Source organism: Pseudomonas sp. Y5-11, assembly GCF_022368695.1.
Lineage (GTDB): Bacteria > Pseudomonadota > Gammaproteobacteria > Pseudomonadales > Pseudomonadaceae > Aquipseudomonas > Aquipseudomonas parakoreensis.
This window is the reverse complement of the sequence record NZ_CP058974.1, coordinates 1,103,093-1,120,532: the sequence shown is the minus strand read 5'-3', so window position 1 is coordinate 1,120,532 and position 17,440 is coordinate 1,103,093. Positions and strand designations below refer to the sequence as shown.

13 protein-coding genes and 1 tRNA gene are annotated in these 17,440 nt (G+C 62.0%); 2 read left to right on the top strand and 12 right to left on the bottom strand.

All coding sequences use genetic code 11. The features are described from left to right. Positions 1-13: 13 nt before the first annotated feature. Both gabT and gabD read right to left on the bottom strand, forming a co-directional pair. Positions 14-1,294 (bottom strand): 4-aminobutyrate--2-oxoglutarate transaminase, encoded by a 1,281-nt coding sequence (gene gabT / locus HXW87_RS04975; protein WP_108181327.1) that lies wholly within the window; start codon positions 1,292-1,294, stop codon positions 14-16. A gap of 185 nt (positions 1,295-1,479) precedes the next feature. Beyond that, positions 1,480-2,922 carry an NADP-dependent succinate-semialdehyde dehydrogenase gene (gene gabD / locus HXW87_RS04970; RefSeq protein ID WP_007963502.1) on the bottom strand — a complete coding sequence of 481 codons (1,443 nt, stop codon included), beginning with the start codon at positions 2,920-2,922 and terminating at the stop codon, positions 1,480-1,482. A 443-nt stretch (positions 2,923-3,365) separates the two neighbouring features. Here gabD and HXW87_RS04965 point away from each other — a divergent pair. Next, a tRNA-Arg gene (locus HXW87_RS04965) sits at positions 3,366-3,442 on the top strand. A gap of 76 nt (positions 3,443-3,518) precedes the next feature. Here the strand turns inward: HXW87_RS04965 and HXW87_RS04960 are convergent. From HXW87_RS04960 to HXW87_RS04940, 5 genes are all read right to left on the bottom strand, one after another. Beyond that, positions 3,519-3,749 carry a hypothetical protein gene (locus tag HXW87_RS04960; RefSeq protein WP_196302410.1) on the bottom strand — a complete coding sequence of 77 codons (231 nt, stop codon included), beginning with the start codon at positions 3,747-3,749 and terminating at the stop codon, positions 3,519-3,521. A 56-nt stretch (positions 3,750-3,805) separates the two neighbouring features. After that, positions 3,806-4,405 carry a hypothetical protein gene (locus HXW87_RS04955; RefSeq protein WP_239778506.1) on the bottom strand — a complete coding sequence of 200 codons (600 nt, stop codon included), beginning with the start codon at positions 4,403-4,405 and terminating at the stop codon, positions 3,806-3,808. Then, positions 4,402-4,983 (bottom strand): RNA polymerase sigma factor, encoded by a 582-nt coding sequence (locus HXW87_RS04950; protein WP_230679351.1) that lies wholly within the window; start codon positions 4,981-4,983, stop codon positions 4,402-4,404. The genes HXW87_RS04955 and HXW87_RS04950 overlap by 4 nt, the downstream gene beginning before the upstream one ends. A 29-nt stretch (positions 4,984-5,012) precedes the next feature. Further along, on the bottom strand, positions 5,013-6,698 hold the full coding sequence (locus tag HXW87_RS04945; RefSeq protein ID WP_239778505.1) for a VWA domain-containing protein: 1,686 nt from the start codon (positions 6,696-6,698) through the stop codon (positions 5,013-5,015). A gap of 89 nt (positions 6,699-6,787) precedes the next feature. Further along, a complete protein-coding gene (locus HXW87_RS04940; protein ID WP_047290754.1) occupies positions 6,788-7,348 on the bottom strand; it encodes a YbhB/YbcL family Raf kinase inhibitor-like protein in 561 nt (186 codons plus the stop codon). 139 nt (positions 7,349-7,487) lie between these two features. Here HXW87_RS04940 and HXW87_RS04935 point away from each other — a divergent pair, with 139 nt between their 5' ends. Further along, a complete protein-coding gene (locus HXW87_RS04935) occupies positions 7,488-9,011 on the top strand; it encodes an FAD-dependent oxidoreductase (RefSeq protein WP_182403340.1) in 1,524 nt (507 codons plus the stop codon). 138 nt (positions 9,012-9,149) lie between these two features. Here the strand turns inward: HXW87_RS04935 and pgaD are convergent, their stop codons facing one another. From pgaD to HXW87_RS04910, 5 genes are all read right to left on the bottom strand, one after another. Continuing rightward, positions 9,150-9,683, bottom strand: coding sequence for a poly-beta-1,6-N-acetyl-D-glucosamine biosynthesis protein PgaD (gene pgaD, locus HXW87_RS04930; protein ID WP_047290751.1), 534 nt, complete (start codon positions 9,681-9,683; stop codon positions 9,150-9,152). Further along, positions 9,680-11,035, bottom strand: a complete 1,356-nt coding sequence (pgaC, locus tag HXW87_RS04925) for a poly-beta-1,6-N-acetyl-D-glucosamine synthase (RefSeq protein WP_095667856.1) — start codon at positions 11,033-11,035, stop codon at positions 9,680-9,682. The genes pgaD and pgaC overlap by 4 nt, the downstream gene beginning before the upstream one ends. 1 nt (position 11,036) lies before the next feature. Beyond that, the gene (gene pgaB / locus HXW87_RS04920; protein ID WP_239778504.1) at positions 11,037-13,034 is read right to left on the bottom strand and encodes a poly-beta-1,6-N-acetyl-D-glucosamine N-deacetylase PgaB; all 1,998 of its coding nucleotides are present in this window, start codon (positions 13,032-13,034) and stop codon (positions 11,037-11,039) included. Between the two features lie 12 nt (positions 13,035-13,046). Further along, positions 13,047-15,527 carry a poly-beta-1,6 N-acetyl-D-glucosamine export porin PgaA gene (gene pgaA / locus HXW87_RS04915; RefSeq protein ID WP_239778503.1) on the bottom strand — a complete coding sequence of 827 codons (2,481 nt, stop codon included), beginning with the start codon at positions 15,525-15,527 and terminating at the stop codon, positions 13,047-13,049. 248 nt (positions 15,528-15,775) lie between these two features. Further along, positions 15,776-17,281 carry a YdgA family protein gene (locus tag HXW87_RS04910; RefSeq protein WP_239778502.1) on the bottom strand — a complete coding sequence of 502 codons (1,506 nt, stop codon included), beginning with the start codon at positions 17,279-17,281 and terminating at the stop codon, positions 15,776-15,778. Positions 17,282-17,440 lie beyond the last annotated feature (159 nt).

Here is a 17,440-nt window from a genome sequence, read left to right as displayed (position 1 = left end):
ACAGTGCCCGGAATTACAGCTCCGAGAAGCACTCTTCGATGATCGCCAGGCCTTTGTCCAGTTGCTCGTCCGGCGAGGTCAGCGGTACGAGAACGCGCAGCACGTTGCCGTAAGTGCCGCAAGACAGCAGGATCAGACCCTTGTCACGTGCCTTGGCTACCACCGATGCCACTGCGGCCGCGTTCGGCTTGTGGCTGTCGCCGTTTTCGAACAGCTCGATCGCGATCATCGCGCCCAGCGCACGCACTTCGCCGATCACTGCCGGGTATTTGGCCTGGATGGCCTTCAGGCCGGTGACCAGACGCTCGCCAACAGCCTTGCAGCGGTCCAGCAGGTGTTCTTCTTCGAACACTTCCATCACGGCCAGGGCCGCGGCGCAAGCGATCGGGCTACCGGCGTAGGTGCCGCCCAGGCCGCCTGGAGCGATGGCGTCCATGTATTCGGCCTTGCCGCAGACACCGGCCAGCGGGAAGCCGCCAGCGATGGATTTGGCGAAGGTGGTCAGGTCGGCCGCAACGCCCATCTGTTCCATGGCGAAGAAGGTGCCGGTACGGCCAGCGCCGGTCTGCACTTCGTCAGCGATCAGCAGGATACCGTGCTGGTCGCACAGGGCGCGCAGACGCTTCATGAACTCTTTCGGCGCGACGTAGAAACCACCTTCACCCTGCACCGGCTCGATGATGATCGCGGCGATGTCTTTCGGCTCGGCGTCGTTCTTGAAGATGCGTTCGATGGACGCGATCGAATCGTCGATGCTCACACCGTGCAGCTCGTTCGGGTAAAGCGCGCGGAAGATGCCGCCTGGCATCAGGCCCATGCCGGCCGAGTACGGCACGACCTTACCGGTCAGGCCCAGGGTCATCATGGTGCGACCGTGGTAGGCACCGGTGAAGGCGATCACGCCGGCACGGCCAGTGGCGGCACGAGCGATCTTCACGGCGTTTTCCACGGCTTCGGAACCGGTGGTCACCAGCAGGGTTTTCTTGGCGAAATCACCAGGCACCTTGGCGTTGATCTTTTCGCACAGCTCAACGTACGGCTCATAGGCCAGTACCTGGAAACAGGTGTGGGTCAGCTTGTTCAGCTGTTCGGTCACGGCGGCGATGATTTTCGGGTGCACGTGGCCAGTGTTCAGTACCGCAATACCGCCGGCGAAGTCGATGAACTCACGACCTTCAACGTCAGTCACGGTAGCGTTCTTCGCCGATTCGGCGAAGATCGGGTGAATCTGGCCAACACCACGTGGAACAGCTGCGGTACGACGGGCCATCAGTTCAGCGTTAGTCTTGCTCATTACAGTCCTCATTCACCGCTCATCGGGCGGCGTGGTTCAAGGATTAAGCGGGGGGAATCGGCGGTGACAGCATGCGATGATCGACTGCCACGGCGTTCCCGGCCGCAGAGAAAATTCCGGTTTGAAACGACGCAAAGGGACAGCGCTCTCGTGCCCTTTGCGTTTGCAGCGATCCCTTTCCCGGCTTAGATGCCCAGGCAGAGGTATTTGATTTCCAGGTAATCCTCGATGCCGTACTTGGAGCCTTCACGGCCCAGGCCCGACGCCTTGATGCCGCCGAACGGCGCGACTTCGTTGGAGATCAACCCGGTGTTGACGCCGACCATGCCGTATTCCAGAGCTTCCGCCACACGGAACACGCGGCCCAGGTCACGGGCGTAGAAGTAGGAAGCCAGACCGAACTCGGTGTCGTTGGACATCGCGATCACTTCGGCTTCGTCTTTGAAGCGGAACAGCGGCGCCAGCGGGCCGAAGGTTTCTTCCTTGGCCACAGCCGCGTCTTTCGGCACATTGGTCAGAATGGTCGGTTCGAAGAAGTTGCCTTCCATCGGCTTGCCACCGGCCAACACGGTGGCGCCTTTGGCCACGGCGTCAGCGATGTGCTCTTGCACCTTGGCTACGGCTTTTTCGTCGATCAGCGGGCCCGTGGTGGTGCCCTCTTCCAGACCGTTGCCGATCTTCAGCTTGGCCACCGCGACTTTCAGCTTCTCGGCGAACGCGTCGTAGACCGAATCCTGAATGTACAGGCGGTTGGCGCAGACGCAGGTCTGACCGTTGTTGCGGTATTTGGAGATGATCGCGCCTTCGACGGCCTTATCCAGGTCCGCGTCGTCGAACACGATGAACGGCGCGTTGCCGCCCAGTTCCAGCGAAACTTTCTTGATGTCCTTGGCGCATTCCGACATCAGCTGACGGCCGATTTCGGTCGAACCGGTAAAGGACAGCTTGCGCACGATCGGGTTGCTGGTCAGCTCGCTGCCGATATCGCCGGCGCTGCCGGAGACCACGCTGAACACGCCTTTAGGGATGCCGGCGCGCTGCGCCAGTTCAGCCAGGGCGAACGCGGAGAATGGAGTTTGCGAAGCCGGCTTGAGCACCATGGTGCAACCGGCGGCCAGCGCTGGGCCGGCCTTACGGGTGATCATCGCCGCCGGGAAGTTCCACGGGGTGATCGCGGCGGTCACGCCAATTGGTTGCTTGATCACGATCAGGCGCTTGTCCGGCTGGTGGCCCGGAATCACATCACCGTAAATGCGCTTGGCTTCTTCGGCGAACCACTCGATGAACGACGCGGCGTAAACGATTTCGCCCTTGGCTTCGGCCAGCGGCTTGCCCTGCTCAAGAGTCATCAAGCGCGCGAGGTCGTCCTGGTTCTCGATCATCAGTTCGAACCAGCGACGCAGCTTGCCGGCACGCTCTTTGGCGGTCAGTGCACGCCAGGCCGGCAGCGCCTTGTCGGCGGCTTCGATGGCACGGCGGGTTTCCGCAGCGCCCATCTTCGGCACGGTGCCGAGAATTTCGCCGGTGGCCGGGTTGTTGACCTTGATCGTCTGACCGTTGTCCGCATCGACCCAAGCGCCATCAATGAAGGCTTGCTGGCGGAACAACTGGGTATCTTTAAGCTGCATGTCGGCTTTCCTTAACAGCACCGCGGCCTGCGCGGAGCAAAATTATGATTGTAGAAAGGCGCCTCGCAAGGCTGCCGTCAGGGAAATCATTCACCGGGTGAGGCGCAGTGATCGTGCGTTATTCACAGCACCTGCGCTTCCTCACCCCGTCAACGAGCGTTTGAAATCTCAAACGGATCGTAGGAGCAAAGGGGTTAAAGGACAATAGGTCGTTCGAAAAAAAGAACAAAAACCCGGCGTTTGCTGGATTTTTCAGATCAACGCGCAAAAAGCCCCGGCCACAGCCAAACCATAGATCAGCCAGGAAAAAGCGCCAAGCGAGGGTTTTGCAGGACGTTACAGCTTTAAGGAATGCAGCGTTTCACACCGACACGCGCACTGACAAAACCCGCCAAAACCCGGCATGGACGCCCCGAGCCGACCTAGGTATGATGTCGCCCGCTGCACCAGTAGCTCAGCTGGATAGAGTACTGCCCTCCGAAGGCAGGGGTCGTGGGTTCGAATCCCGCCTGGTGCGCCATGAATTGAAACGAGAAAGCCCCGGACTGTGATGGTCCGGGGCTTTTTTGTGGACGCTGACTTTCATGTGACTGCGGTCACTCCGTCGTCCAGTCAAACTCGTCGTAATCGTCGTCTTCCTCTTCTTCCCCAGCCTCCTCAAAAACCTCGTCTTCTTCCACGACGTCGTCTTCCGACTGGTTCAGCAGGAACTCCTTGCGCGCCTCGGTAATCGCGCGCCGCATCTCCTCGCCCTTCTGCGGGCAGTTGAGGAGTTGGGCGATGCGGTCGATTTTTGCTGCCACTTTGCTCTCCAGCGCTTCAGCCATGGCTCGATAGTGCGCGTTTTTGCCGGGCAATGCCAAATGGCTGGGTGAGCAAGCGGTCAGTTCTGGCGAATGCGCCCAAGTCGCAGGTCGAGGTTCACCCCGGGGTAGCGTTTGTGCAGATTGTTGTACAGCGCATCCGCGGCTTGCGACTGGCCGGCCTCGCGCAGGCGCAGGACTTCGCGCAGTTGCTCATCCAGGCCGTTGGCCGGCGCGACGGCGCGTTTGCCGAGTCTGGCTTCGTCGGCGCTGATCGCGTCGCTTTGCATCGGCTCGGCCATTTCCATCATCGGTGCCGGTGCGGACATGGCCGCAGCGGGCGGAGCGGCCAGTGACTGCGCTTCCAGCGCTTGCTTGCGCGCCAATGGCGCGGCCGGTTTGGCGGCCGGGGTGAAGTCGAATTGGGCTGGCGGCTCGGGCGCACGTTGCACCAGCGACAGCATCAGTGCCACACCGACCAGGCTGGCGAATGCGACCTGCCAGCGCGGTTTCTGGCAGGCCTGCAGCCAGCGTTGCCACAGGCTTGGCTTGGGCGCCGGAGCGGCGCGGCGTGCAGCGGCGAGAATCAGCGCATCGAGCTGTTCTGACGGCTCGCTGGTGTGTTGCTCGCGATAATGTTTGAGCAGTTGCTCTTCCGGCGTCTGGCGGGCGTCAGTCATGTCAGTACCTCCTCGGCCAGCAGCCGACGCAGTTTTTGCTGGGCGTAGCGCAAGCGGCTCTTGACGGTTTCCAGCGGTGTTTCGGTGAGGCTGGCGATTTGCGCCAGGTCGAGGTCGCCGTGGGCGCGCAGCAGAAACACTTCGCGCTGCTCGGTGGGCAGGGTTTGCAGGGCGCTTTCCAGGCGCTGGCTGTCGCGGCTGAGGTTCAGCCGTTGTTCGGGATCGTGGGTCTCGTCGCCGACCGCGTGCAGCTGTTCGTCGTAACTGTCGTGCAGCGGCTGATATGCACCGTGTTTACGCCAGTGATCAATCAGCCGATTGCGCGCAATCTGGAACAGCCACGTACGAAACGTCGCCCGTCCTTGTGGCTGACTGGTGCTGCGGATCAGGCTCAGCCAAGTGTCCTGAAACACCTCGTCAGCCAGTTCCGGTTTGCCGCTCAACCCGAGCAGAAAGCGATACAGACTTTGCCGATGACGGGCGTACAAAATCTCGAACGCCGCGCCGTCGCCTTCGCGATAACGCGCCAGCAGCGTTTCATCGCTGCTGGCGGTCGGGCCGTCTGGCGTAGCAAACAGCTGACTGATGAAGCCTTTGAATCGGCTCACTATTCGATCCGTCGCTCAATGGGCAGCGTATTCGATGCGGTTGAGCTGCGCAGGCTTTGCGCCAGTTCCACCAGTTGCACGAACTCGTTGCGCAAACCGAAGCGGTCGTCGCCGCGAGCGCCACGGGCCAGCGCTTCGGTGTCTTTCAGGCTGAAGTCGCCGGTGTAGCGAGCATCCTTGAGCTGCTGGGAAAACGCCGCCACCGCCGCTGCGAAACGCAGATCGTCACTGGCCGGTGCGACTTGATCGGTAATCGGCCGCTCGATCAGCAGACTTTTCCCACCTTCGGGCTGTTGATAACGCACACGCAGCATCGCCAATTCCCCGCTGTTCGTAGCCACTGGCGCCTGCGATTTACCGTAACGCAGCGGTTCCAGCCAGCCCTGCTCACCTGCCGGGACAATTTCATACAGCGCGGTCACCGTGTGTCCTGCGCCGACTTCACCGGCATCGACTTTGTCGTTGCTAAAATCCTCACGCTTCAGAGCGCGGTTTTCGTAGCCGAGCAGGCGATATTCACTGACCTGCGCCGGGTTGAATTCCACCTGCAATTTGACGTTTTTCGCCACCACGGCAAGGGTCGAACCGAGTTGATCCACCAGCACTTTGCGCGCCTCGCGCAGGTTGTCGATGTAGGCGTAGTTGCCGTCGCCAGCGTCGGCCAGTTGTTCCATCAAGTGTTCATTGTAGTTATCCACACCGAAACCCAAAGTGGTCAAGGAAATCCCGGTCTTGCGTTTATCCACAGCCATTTGCTTGAGGCTGTCGAAGTCGCTGATGCCGACGTTGAAGTCACCGTCAGTGGCCAGCAGGATGCGGTTGATGCCTTTGGGAATGAACGCCTGTTGTGCCATTTGATAGGCCAGTTCGATGCCCGACGCACCTGCAGTTGAGCCGCCAGCGGTCAATTGCTCGATGGCTGTGCGAATTTTGGCTTTTTCCCGGCCAGACGTTGGCTCCAGCACCACCCGGGATTCGCCGGCATACACCACCAGCGACACCCGATCCTGCTCGCGCAACTGCTCGACCAGCAGTTTCAATGTGCTTTTGACCAACGGCAGCCCTTCACGGCGATCCATCGAACCGGACACATCCACCAGAAACACCAGATTGGCCGGGGCCAGTTCCGCCATGGCCCGGTCGGAGGCCTTGATGCCGATCCGCAGCAGACGGGTGTGCGGATTCCACGGGGTGACGGCCAGTTCGGTGGTCACGCCGAAGGGCGAGCCATCGCTGGGCAGCGCATCGTTGTAGGGAAAGTAATTGACCATCTCTTCCAGCCGCACGGCGCCTTCCGGAGGCAGGCGTCCCTGATTGAGCAACCGCCGGACGTTGGCGTAGGCGCCGGTATCGACGTCTGCGCTGAAGGTCGAGACCGGGGCTTCGGCGACGCTGTGGATCGGGTTATCGGCCAGCGCCTGATACTGCTCGCGCTGTTCGTCGCGGTAGCCCTGTGGATAACTGTCCGGGGCCGGCATCGCGGCAAAACTGGCGATCGGCGCCGCACGCGCGCTGCGCTTGGCCATGGTGTCATCGGCCCTGAGCACTTCATGCTCAATTGAAGCTTGCGGCTGGGCGGGCGCCGGGACGGCAGCCGACTCCGGATCGGAAGACACGCCGCAACCGGCGACGGCCAACAACACACCGACCGCAACAGGTCGCAGGAAAGGCAGAGAACGGGACATGGGGGCTGACCTCGGGATGAAAGTGATCCATTCATCCACTGAGACGGGCAGCCCCTTCAGATCGGGTTAAACCCCGCCAAAAAATTTTTTTAGCGGTGATAACGCCGTACCACGCTGCTGTTACGCAGTACGTGGCCTTTGATCTTGTCCATCAGCTCGGCGCGGGTCAGGCCGGCGGGCAAGGCGTCCGGGGCCAGATCCAGGGCGTAGATCTGAATGATGTAGTGGTGTGCACTGTCGCCAACCGGTGGGCATGGCCCGATGTAATGGGTCGTGCCTTTGCTGTTGGTGCCGCCTACGCCTTCGAGACTGGATTTGGCGCCGACACCGGCCGGGATCTGCCGGGTGGTGGCCTTGATGCCGTAATGAATCCAGTGATCGACGCCAGCCCCTTTCTGGCCGTCCGGGTCGTGCATGACGATCGCATAGCTCTGGGTGCCGGCAGGCCCTGCGTTCCAGGCCAGTGCCGGAGACTGGTTCTTGCCACCGCAACCGGTGGCATCGCTCGCGGCGGCGGAGGTGAACAGGCGGTTGTCCGAGACACCGGGTATATCGAGGGTAAAGCGCTCGGCCGCCTGCGCCGAAAACTGCACGCAAAGGGCGACGGCGACGGCCGCCAGCCAAGGGTTGAGAGAGGTCAATCGGGTCATTCCGGGAGTACCTTGTGCAGTTGGGCCTTCGTCGGCCTGCAAACTATAGCCGTACCGTTCGTACCTTGGCAGTGGCAATTGGCTGAACCTCGCCCTGCGGCGCAAACTCGTAAGAGAAATGCCTGCCAGGAGCACGAACATGAGCCTGCACCGTGTCGCCCGTTTCGCCGATGTTCCCGAAGACCGTGGCCTGCAAGTCGAAATCGGTGAGCGCAAGATTGTCCTGCTCCACGCCAATGGCCAACTGCGCGCGTTTCAGGGTGAATGCCCACACGCCGGCGCGCCGCTGGCGGACGGCGCCTTGTGCAACGGACGACTGATCTGCCCGTGGCACAAGGCCGCGTTTCGCGTCGAAGACGGCGCGTTGTGCGAGCCGCCTGCCCTCGACAGTCTCAAGCGTTATCCGCTGGAGTTACGTGGCGATGAGGTCTGGGTCGATGACCAACCGCTGCCGGATGGGCACACGCCGCCGGCCGATGATTCGCGCACCTTCGTGATAGTCGGCGCAGGTGCAGCGGGCACGGCATGTGCGGCGGCACTGCGGGAGAAAGGTTTCGGTGGCCGGATCATCATGCTCGACCGCGAAGCGGATGCCGGCTACGACCGCACGGTGCTGAGCAAATTTGTCCTCGCCGGCGAAATGTCGGCGCAGGAAACCCCGCCGCTGCGCGATGAAGGCTTTTATAAAGAGCAGCGCATCGAACGCCGACAAGGCGAAATCACCGCCCTCGACGCCTCAGCGAAAACCCTGCATTTGCACGATGGCCAATCCCTGCGCTACGACGCCGCGGTGCTCGCCACCGGCGGCGAGCCCAATCCGCTACAACTGCCCGGCGCTGATCTGCCGCAGGTGTTCGTCCTGCGTTCGAAAGCCCAGGCTGAACAGATCATGCGCACCGCCAGACCCGAACAGCGGGCGTTGATCATCGGCGACAGCTTTATCGCTCTGGAATGCGCCTCGGCCCTGCGCCAGCTTGGGCTCGACGTCACGGTCAGCGCCCGCCACGCCATTCCGTTTGCCGCACAATTCGGCACAGCCGTGGGTAAAGCGATCCGTGCGCTCCACGAACAACACGGGGTGAAATTCATCACCGATCACGAAGTCCGGGAAGTCATTGGCGACGGCAAAGTCGAAGCGGTACTGCTGGACAACGGTTTGCGCGTCTCGGCGGATCTGGTGCTGGCGGGGGTCGGCGTGCATCCGGCCACCGAGGCTTATGCGTCGCTGCCGAGGGAGAAAGACCAGTCACTGCGAGTCGACGCCGGCCTGCGTGTTTGCGACGGGCTGTGGGCAATTGGCGATATCGCCACGTTCCCCCTGAGCGGCCAGCCGCAACGCATTGAACACTGGCGCCTGGCCCAGCAGCATGCGCGCATTGCTGCCGCCAACATGTTGGGCGCCGATGAGCATTATCTGGATGTGCCGTTTTTCTGGACCTGGCACTTCGGCAGGAACTACGACTACCTTGGCCACGCCAGCCAGTGGGATGAAATCGAGTTCAGGGGCGAACCCGAGCATCCGCCCTTCATCGGCCTGTTCGGCCATAACGGCGTGGTGGTCGCCGCGGTGGCCTGCGAGGAGGAACGGGCCATGGCGATGCTCGCGGAGCGGATGAAACAACCACTGGCGATGGAAGAAGCTTGGGAGCTGATTCGCGGCTGAATGCTGAATGCTGAATGCTGAATGCTGAATGCTGAATGCTGAACAATGTAGGAGCTGCCGAAGGCTGCGATCTTTTGATCTTGATTTTAAAGATCAAAAGATCGCAGCCTTCGGCAGCTCCTACAGGGGGGGCATCTTTCAGGTGGGGCGATTTACCGGGTCGCGATTATCGTCATCCTCGGCGTGCAGAAAGATCACCCGCGGATGCTCCAGCGGCGCCAGCGGTGGCGGCAGCTCCGCAGGCTCCAGTGGCCGAAAGTTCAGCACCACATGGCTGATGTCACCTTCCTGATCGTTGTGGATGGTCATCACCCCCGGCGTGCGCAGTTTCTGCAAGCGCTCATCGCACAGGCGGAAGCTCTTGCTCAGCCCTTCATCATCGACCACCGGTGCCGGCAATCGACGCTGGGCGAAGCTTCGGCTTTTGCGCTGTTGATAACGCGCCCAACCAATCAGGATCACCGCGTTGACCAGCGCCACCCACAGGTAGATCTGCAACGTACCCAGCGCCTCGAATGCCGAGTTGTCGATGCGTGGCCCACCGGCGTGGGTTTCGATCAGCGGCCACAGCCCGCGTATCAGCAGGAACAGCAGGCCGACCCAGGCCAGCACGGTGAGAATCACGTCGATCACGACCAGGAACGGTCGCTGGCGGGTCCGGATGATTTTCATTTGATGACCTCCTCTTCGTCGTCGCCGACCGGTTTGATGCCCCGATCAGGACTGACCCAGCGCGCACGCTTCTGATGTTGGCCAAACAAGACCTTGGGGAAGCTGACCAAGGTGGTGAGCAGACTGACCAGCCAGAAAGCGATCGGGTACCAGACGACCCAGAACATGGTTCGGCCCAGACCCGGCTCATAGCGCCGGTCGATAATGATGCTGACGGCGAACTGCACCAGACAGACGAAGGCCAGCAGCAATCCAGTGAACGCCGGGGGCATCAGGTGATGCACGGCAATCGACTCCGGCATGACGACGAACTTGCCAACGGCCCAGAAGATTACCGACAGCAGAAAGGTGAAGGCCCAACCGGTCGAAAGGCAATACTCGAACAGCAGCGGCCACAGGTAACGATGGCGGTACTGCCAGATGCCGCGGATGTTCTTGAACAGCACCTCGGCACCGCCCTGGGCCCAGCGCAGGCGCTGCTTCCACAGACCACGCAGGGTTTCCGGCATGAGGATCCAGCACAGCGCGCGCGGCTCGTAAAAGATGCTCCAGTGATCGAGTTGCAGCTTCCAGCTGATGTCGATGTCTTCGGTGATCATGTCCGGGCTCCAGTAGCCGACGCGGTTCAACGCGGTACGGCGGAAGGCGACGATCACCCCGGACACGGTGAAGATCCGCCCGAACACCCGTTGCGTGCGCTTGATCAGGCCGATGATCGAGGAGAACTCACCGACCTGCACCCGCCCGACCAATGTCGAACGTGTACGGATACGCGGGTTGCCGGTCACCGCGCCGAGGCGCGCGTTGTCGAGCATCGGCGCCACCAGATAGGCCGCCGTGTTCGGTGCCAGCAGCGCGTCGCCGTCGATGCACACCAGATATTCGCTGCGCGCAGCAATGGCGCCCATGCGCAGGGCCACAGCCTTGCCCTGGTTTTCCGCCAGGTGCAGCACCCGCAGGCGTGGGTCTTCTTGGGCGAGCCGGTCGAGCACTTCGGCGGTGTTGTCCTTGGAACCGTCGTTGATCGCGATGACTTCGATGTTCGGGTAATGCTGGGCCAGCGCCGCGTGAATGGTATCGGCGGCGTTTTCGCCTTCGTTGTAGCAAGGGATCAGGATCGAGATCAGTGGTTCGCCTTCCAGTGGCGGCGGCAGGGTGTCGTCCTTCCACGGCCAGTGGCGTTCCCAGTGCAGCCAGAAATACAGGCCACCGGAAATCCACAGGCCGGACATGAACAACGGGTAGAAGAACACGAAGTCCATCAGGAACTGCCCGGTGACCAGGAAGATCAACCCCAGCGGCACGCCGAGGACGAGCGCCAGAACAAGCAGGGCTAACAGTCTATCCAGCATGTCATGGGTTCCATTTGTTGGAGAGCGCAGGCCTTACGGTTTTCAGGTCCGGCAGGTTGTCGAGGAAGTTGTCCGGGTAGTAACCAAAACTGGTCGCCCCCTGACGCTTGAGCCGGCCCATCCAGTCGGCCAGTTGCGCGCCGTCGATGTCGGCCTGATCCTTTTTCGTCCAGTCGCGGGCTTGCAGTTCGAACACCGTGCGGTCCAGAGCGCCGGGGCGCTGCTTGATCTTCGCCACCAGGTCTTCGAGCCACGGGCCGGATTGCGCCTGGGTCTGTTTTTCCATCAGCGGCATGGCCATCGGCGCCGTCCAGTCGTAGGTCACGAGGAAGTCGTCGAGGTTCTGCGCAAACCAGGCTTCGCTCTGCGGATTGAGCACCGGCTCGGCGAAGATGTTGCGTGCGGTCAGCACCTGCGGGCCACGGATTGCGCGGACTTTGGCGGTCAGTTCGTTGGTGAAGTCGATCAGGTATTTACTCTTGAAGCGCGTCCAGCGCTGCATCGCCGCCGGATCATCTCGAAGCGCAGCAATGGACCCCGGCAAGCCGTGCGCGGCATAAGCTTTCAGGGCCTCAGGGCTGGCGTCTTCGAAGTCCGACAGCACCGCGTCGTCGTGGTACAGAATGCCGTCGACCGAGGTCAGGCGCGCCACGTCTTCGTAGATTTCACCGATGATCCGCCGTACTTGCGGATCGAACGGCGACAGGCGCTGATACTGGTCCGGATCGACCGCGGTGCTGCCGGTCTTCGGATCCCAGCGCGTGACACGCGGCAGTTTCGCATCGAGGCCAAAACTCAGCACCGGCATCCAGGCGAAGACTTTCACGTGCGCCCGAGTGCGCAGTTGCCAGGCAACGCGGTCGAAAATGTCGGCGCGCACCGGCAGGTGACGGTTGGGGAAGTACAGCGAGTGCACCAGTCCGTCGCCCTTCGGATCGGCGAAGGCCTGCAGGAACACGGTGTTGGCACCCATGTCGGCCATGCGCTGGATCAGCTTGCCGAGGTTAATTTCCTGCTGCGCCGGGTCCGGGTCGTAAACGTTGTCCAGATCGACGTGCACCACACGCATGGCGAAATCCGCTTGCACGCCGACGATGCTGTTGGCGAAATGCTCGCCGTCAGGATCCGAGGCCACCAGGAAGCGCGGACTGCTCATCAGGTTGTCGAGGGCGTCGAGACCGTCGTCCAGGGTCAGGGCCATTTCGTAGCCCTGCTCGCCGACCACGGCCAGCGAAGTGCCGTCCGCCGTGCCGTACGGCCAGACCCAGATGCGCGGTTTCTTGCCGGTGACTTTGCGGATTTTTTCCGAGATGGTCGCCACGTCATTGCTGATTCGAGCGCGGAACTGTTCTTCGGACTCATAGCGCTTGGTGAGCGGATCGTAGCGTCGGGTGGCCGCCGCCGGCTGCATGTTGCCTTGCGGGTTGGCGAGGATGCCTTTGTGGCTGGCGTCGGTGTGCGCGGCGATTTCCACCAGCCCTGACTGCGAGATTTCCCGCACCTGATCCCAGGTCAGAAAGTCCGAACGTGCGCGGGGTGCACCGGCAAAATCCACCGGTTGATTGAGCGGCGTGTCGATCCACACGCCGACCGGCGCCAGCAGAGCGTGCCAGTTGTAGGCGCGCAGCACCGGCAGCACGCGGGTGTAGAAGCTTGAATACCCATCGTCGAAGCTGAGCAGGATCGCTTTGGCCGGCAGTTCCGGGCCGCCCTTGCGCGCCGCCATGATCTGATCGACGGTGACCGGTTGGTAGCCGTTCTCCCGCAGCCACGCGAGCTGCTCGATCATGCGTTCGGTGCGCACCGCCACCACCGCCTGATCGGGGTCGCGGTCTTCGATATCGTGATAGGCGATGCCCAGCACGTGGTTTTTCGGCCAGGGTTTTTCATTGGCCGCCACCGGACGTTGCGACGGCGGCGCGAAGGCCGGGGCTTGCTGGGCGCAGGCGCTGATCAGCAGCACTCCCAGCAGAAGGATGAAACGCGTCATCAAAGGCATCTTCAAACTCTTCTAGAAGCGGAAAGTGAGGTCGACGAGCAGACGCAGATCGGTCTCCCGATCACCGTCGTAGGGCCGGTTGATCACACTGAACAAACCGCCCACCTCGAACACGTCGTTCCAGGCATAACGCTGGCCGTAGCCGAGCATTGCCATGCCGCCAGTGCCGTGATCACGCTGGCTGTAGGTGCCTGCACCGGCCTGGAACTGCTGGCTCCACGAGGTTTCGTAACGGTGGTAGAGCACATGGTTGACGTTGACCGTCGGCATGACGCTGAAGTCCGATTTCGGGTTGAAGTACGGCACATCCTCGGACTTGGAGTTGTGGCTGGTACCGACTTCCAGACCGGCATCGACCTGCACGTTCGGCGCGCTGTAGACGCCCTCGCGCCCGGTGAGCAAAGCTTCGACGCGGTTATTGCCGTCGCTGAAGTGCGACGGACTGACCGACAGCCGCCACTCGCGACTTTCGTTGGCGCGCCAGCGAATGAACGCGTTGCCGCCGTTGGCCTTGATGTCACTGTTGAGCGCCCGCAACGGCGTCTCGGCCGACAGATAGGCGAAGCTGCCGCCGTACTGCCAGTGGTCGTTGATGTCGCGGGCAATCGCGATGCGCGCGCCCTGTTTGGCGCCGTAACCGTAATCGTGGTTGGAGACCTCGGCTTCCAGGCTCATGTCGCGGGTACGACGCTCCAGGCCCACGCGCTGGAAGCGGTCGGTACCGGTGCCTTCGGCGAAGTCGCCGGTGGCATACCCGGCGCCGACGAACACCCGCCAGTCTTCATCGATCGGCGGGCTGTACAAAGTGCTCTGGATGCCGAAATCGCGGCTGCCACTGACCGCGCCCGCACCACTGCCGCCGCCTCCGTTGGCCTTGCCGCCGTAGGCTTCAACGCGCAGTTCGGACATGTCGTGCACTTCGCGCTCGCGGGCCGCACGCTGCACCTGACGGTTGTCGGGAAAACGCGCGACCACGTCATCGGTCAGCGCATCCATCTGCCGCCATTCTTGCAGGGTCATCGCGGTGCGCGCCTGAGCGAGCTCCAGGCCCATGTCGCGCGGGACCATGCTCTCGGTTTCCTTGAGCTGGGTTTCCGCGCGGCGTGGCCATTGCCGGGCCAGGTACAGATCGGCCTGCGCCAGGCGCAGGCCGATGTTGCCCGGGGCCTGATCGACCAGGGTTTGCAGACGTTCCTCGCCGTGCGGCAGGTCGGAGCCGTAGGTGCCGGCCTGCGCCGCGAGTTGCTGCGCGTCCATCCATTCGTCGTTGGGGTTGCCGATCGGCAAGCCCTTGAGTTCGACGCGCGGCTTCTGGGTCTTGGCCAGGTCCTCGGCGACGTTGCGCGCTTCATCGGCGCGATCGCTTTCCAGCAACGAGTAATACAACGCGGTGGTGTCTTCGAGGCGATCACCGACATCGGCGTCCGGGGCCGACAGCACCTGGCGATACAGGTCGGTAGAGACTTCTGGCTGGCGCTGATCCAGATACGACGCGGCGACCCAGCGCAAGGCGTAGGTCGGAATCTTCACGCCTTGGCTTTGCAGCTTCTGGTATTCATTGATCACGTCAGCGGTGCGCGCCCGGGCCTTGAGTGCACCCATGCGGTCGATGCGCCAGCGAATCACGTCATCGTGGGCGCTGGCGTCCGGGGTCCAGGTGGCGAGCAATTTGTCGTAATCGGCCAGCGCGCGGTCGGCGATCACGTAGCGTTCTTGTTCACTGCGGGTGGCGAGTTCGGCCAGACGCACGCGTTCGGCGGCCAGATCACCTTCGAGGCGGCGCAGAGTGACCGGGTCGATCAGCCCCGGACGTTGATTGGCCAGACGCAGCGCCGGTTCCGGCAGCCGCGCCTTTTGCAGGGCGACCACGTATTCGCGGGCGACTTCCGGCTTGCTGCCGGCACGGATAAATGCTTGATCGTATTCAAACAACGCGTCGTACTGCTTGCCGGCGCGGGTCAGGGCATAGCCCAGGGCAAGGCGGCGCGAGGGGTCGTCAGGTTTGGCGGCGACCAGCGCCTTGGCGCGGGTCACGGCTTCGTCGGGTTTGCCCGAGTCCGCCTGAGTCAGGGCCAGGCCCAGTTGCAGGTCGGCATTGTCCGGCTCCAGCGCCAGGGCCTTGTTGTAGACCTGGGTCGCCTGATCCCAACGCTTGAGGTTGCGGTAGGCGCGGGCGGTGGCAGTCAGTGCCTGCACCGGCAGCACCCGGTCACGGCCCTGGGTTTCATAGACCTGCACCACCTCGGCATCGAGGCCGGCCCAACTGGCGATCTGCAGGTGATCGCTGATCTGGCCAGTGGTCGACTGCCCCGGCGGCACCTGGCGCAGCACGTTCAGCGCAGGCGTGGTCTGGCCGGCACGGGCATCACGCACCATCTGATCATAGGGCGTATCGGCAAACGCCAGTGCCGGCCAGAGCAACTGGCTGCACAGCGCAACACGAAACAACGGGCGTAAACCACGATGTAGAACAGGCACATCAATACGCGGCATTCGTCAGCATCCTTACATGGCCAGCCGGGTCGCAATGCCCCCCTTGCCCATTCGTAACGGAGGCTGAGCCAATAAAGACCCAGCCAAGCTTAGTCAGGCAGTCTTGCATGCAAGCGTAGTCGAATATTCAGAACACAATAATTGTTCAGAATCGTGCCGCCGGTTCAGTGCAAAACCCGAACGCCAGACAGCAAAACGCCCGGCGTCCGCGAATCCAGAGGCCGGGCGTTGCTATTTAGAGCGCAGGATTACTGCACTTGCGTGACGCCAGCGAACTTGCTCATCAGGAAGCCGACGAACTGCTCGACGGTCATTTTCTGGCCGTTGAATTCCACCTGGTTGGCGGCGTAATGCAGCTTGGTCACGACATTGGTGCCGTCGACGGTCGCCAATTGCGAACCGACTGCCATGCCGGAGAACATGTCGGCACCGGCGCTGGCCTGGTCGACGATGGCTTTGGCGTCAGTCTGACCGTCGAGCTGTGCCTGCACGCTGAGCAGATCAATCAGCATCGGCTTGGACACCTGAATGTTCAGGTCCAGCAGCGCGATCAATTGCTTGCCCAGTTGATCCGGCGGCAGGTCCATCGACTGCGGCTTGGTCAGGTCGATCACCAGACTGGCGCGGCTTTCACCGTTGGCGGTTTTCAGCGACAGGTTTTCCAGCGCGATCTGTGGGCTGGCGGCCAGCAGTTTCTGCAGGTCAGCCTTGACCTGTGCCGATTCGGCTTCGGTCAGGTTCAGTTCCGGTGCCGGCAGACCGGCCTCGGCAGCCGCCGCCGCTTCCTTCTCGTACGGCTGCAATTTGGTCTGGTAGATCTGCATCAGCGACATCGTCGACGGGATGTCGAGATTTTTCAGGCTCATGGCCATGTTGGCCGAACCGATTTTCTTGTCGTTGAGGGTGACTTCACCGACCTTGTAGTCAGCGCGGCCCGAGGCATTGCTGCCGCTCTCTTCGGTGAGGTTCTTCATTTCGAAGTTCTTCACACCGAGTACCGACTGCTTGGGACCGAAGGTGGTTTTGCTGTTGGTCAGCTCCAGGGTGTTTTCCCCGGTGTAGTAGCCGTAGCTGCTCTTGGTGAGGTTGCTGGCCAGGGTCAGACCGTTGAGTTCGACCTGCACCGGTGCCTGATCCTGCGACACGGTGACCAGTTTCAGGCTGTCCATGTAGCCGTCAGCCTTGACCTTCTGCGCCTGGGCACTGGCGGAGATGTTCATGGTCAGGCCGGAAAACTTCAGGCTCGACTGCTCGTCCAGCGCGGTTTCCAGCGGCAGCAGTTCCAGGCTGCTGGTGGTGGATTCGTCGTAGCCGATGTTGGTCACCCCTTTGAGCGGCGCGGCGCCCTTGGTGGCGGCAAACCATTTTTCGGTGGCCGGGCTCTTTTCCAGCTCGTAATTGCTGGTGGCCATGACCGGCAACCACTTCAGCGACACCAGGCGCGAGAACGGCAGCGGGCCGTGTTCGATGTGATCGACGAACAGCAGCTCGACCGGCTGGTCACCGAACATCTCGCCTTCGCCCTTGAGGCGGTAGTGCGCGGTGCTGGTAAAGGTGTGGCGCTCCAGCGACACCAGCTCCAGCGACGCGCTGCCATTGGAGCCGGCCATCGCGGTCTGCAGCTCTTTGTTGGCGTTGCTGACGGCGTTGTTCAGTACGCCTTCGATCTTGGTCCCGGTGTACCAGGCCCCGCCGGCGCTGATCGCACCGATGGCAACAACAATTCCGAGAAGCACGCCTGCTGATTTATTCATGAATGACCTGATCAATGTCCGTGGCTGAAAGTGTGGTCGTCTTCCCTGAACCCGTGACCGGGTCGCGGCTCGACTCCGCTGAAATTAGCGGTGGAGATTAGCACTGGCAGCGCGAAGCGGCCCAATGTTTAAAGGTTAAAGAGTGTCTATGGACACGCG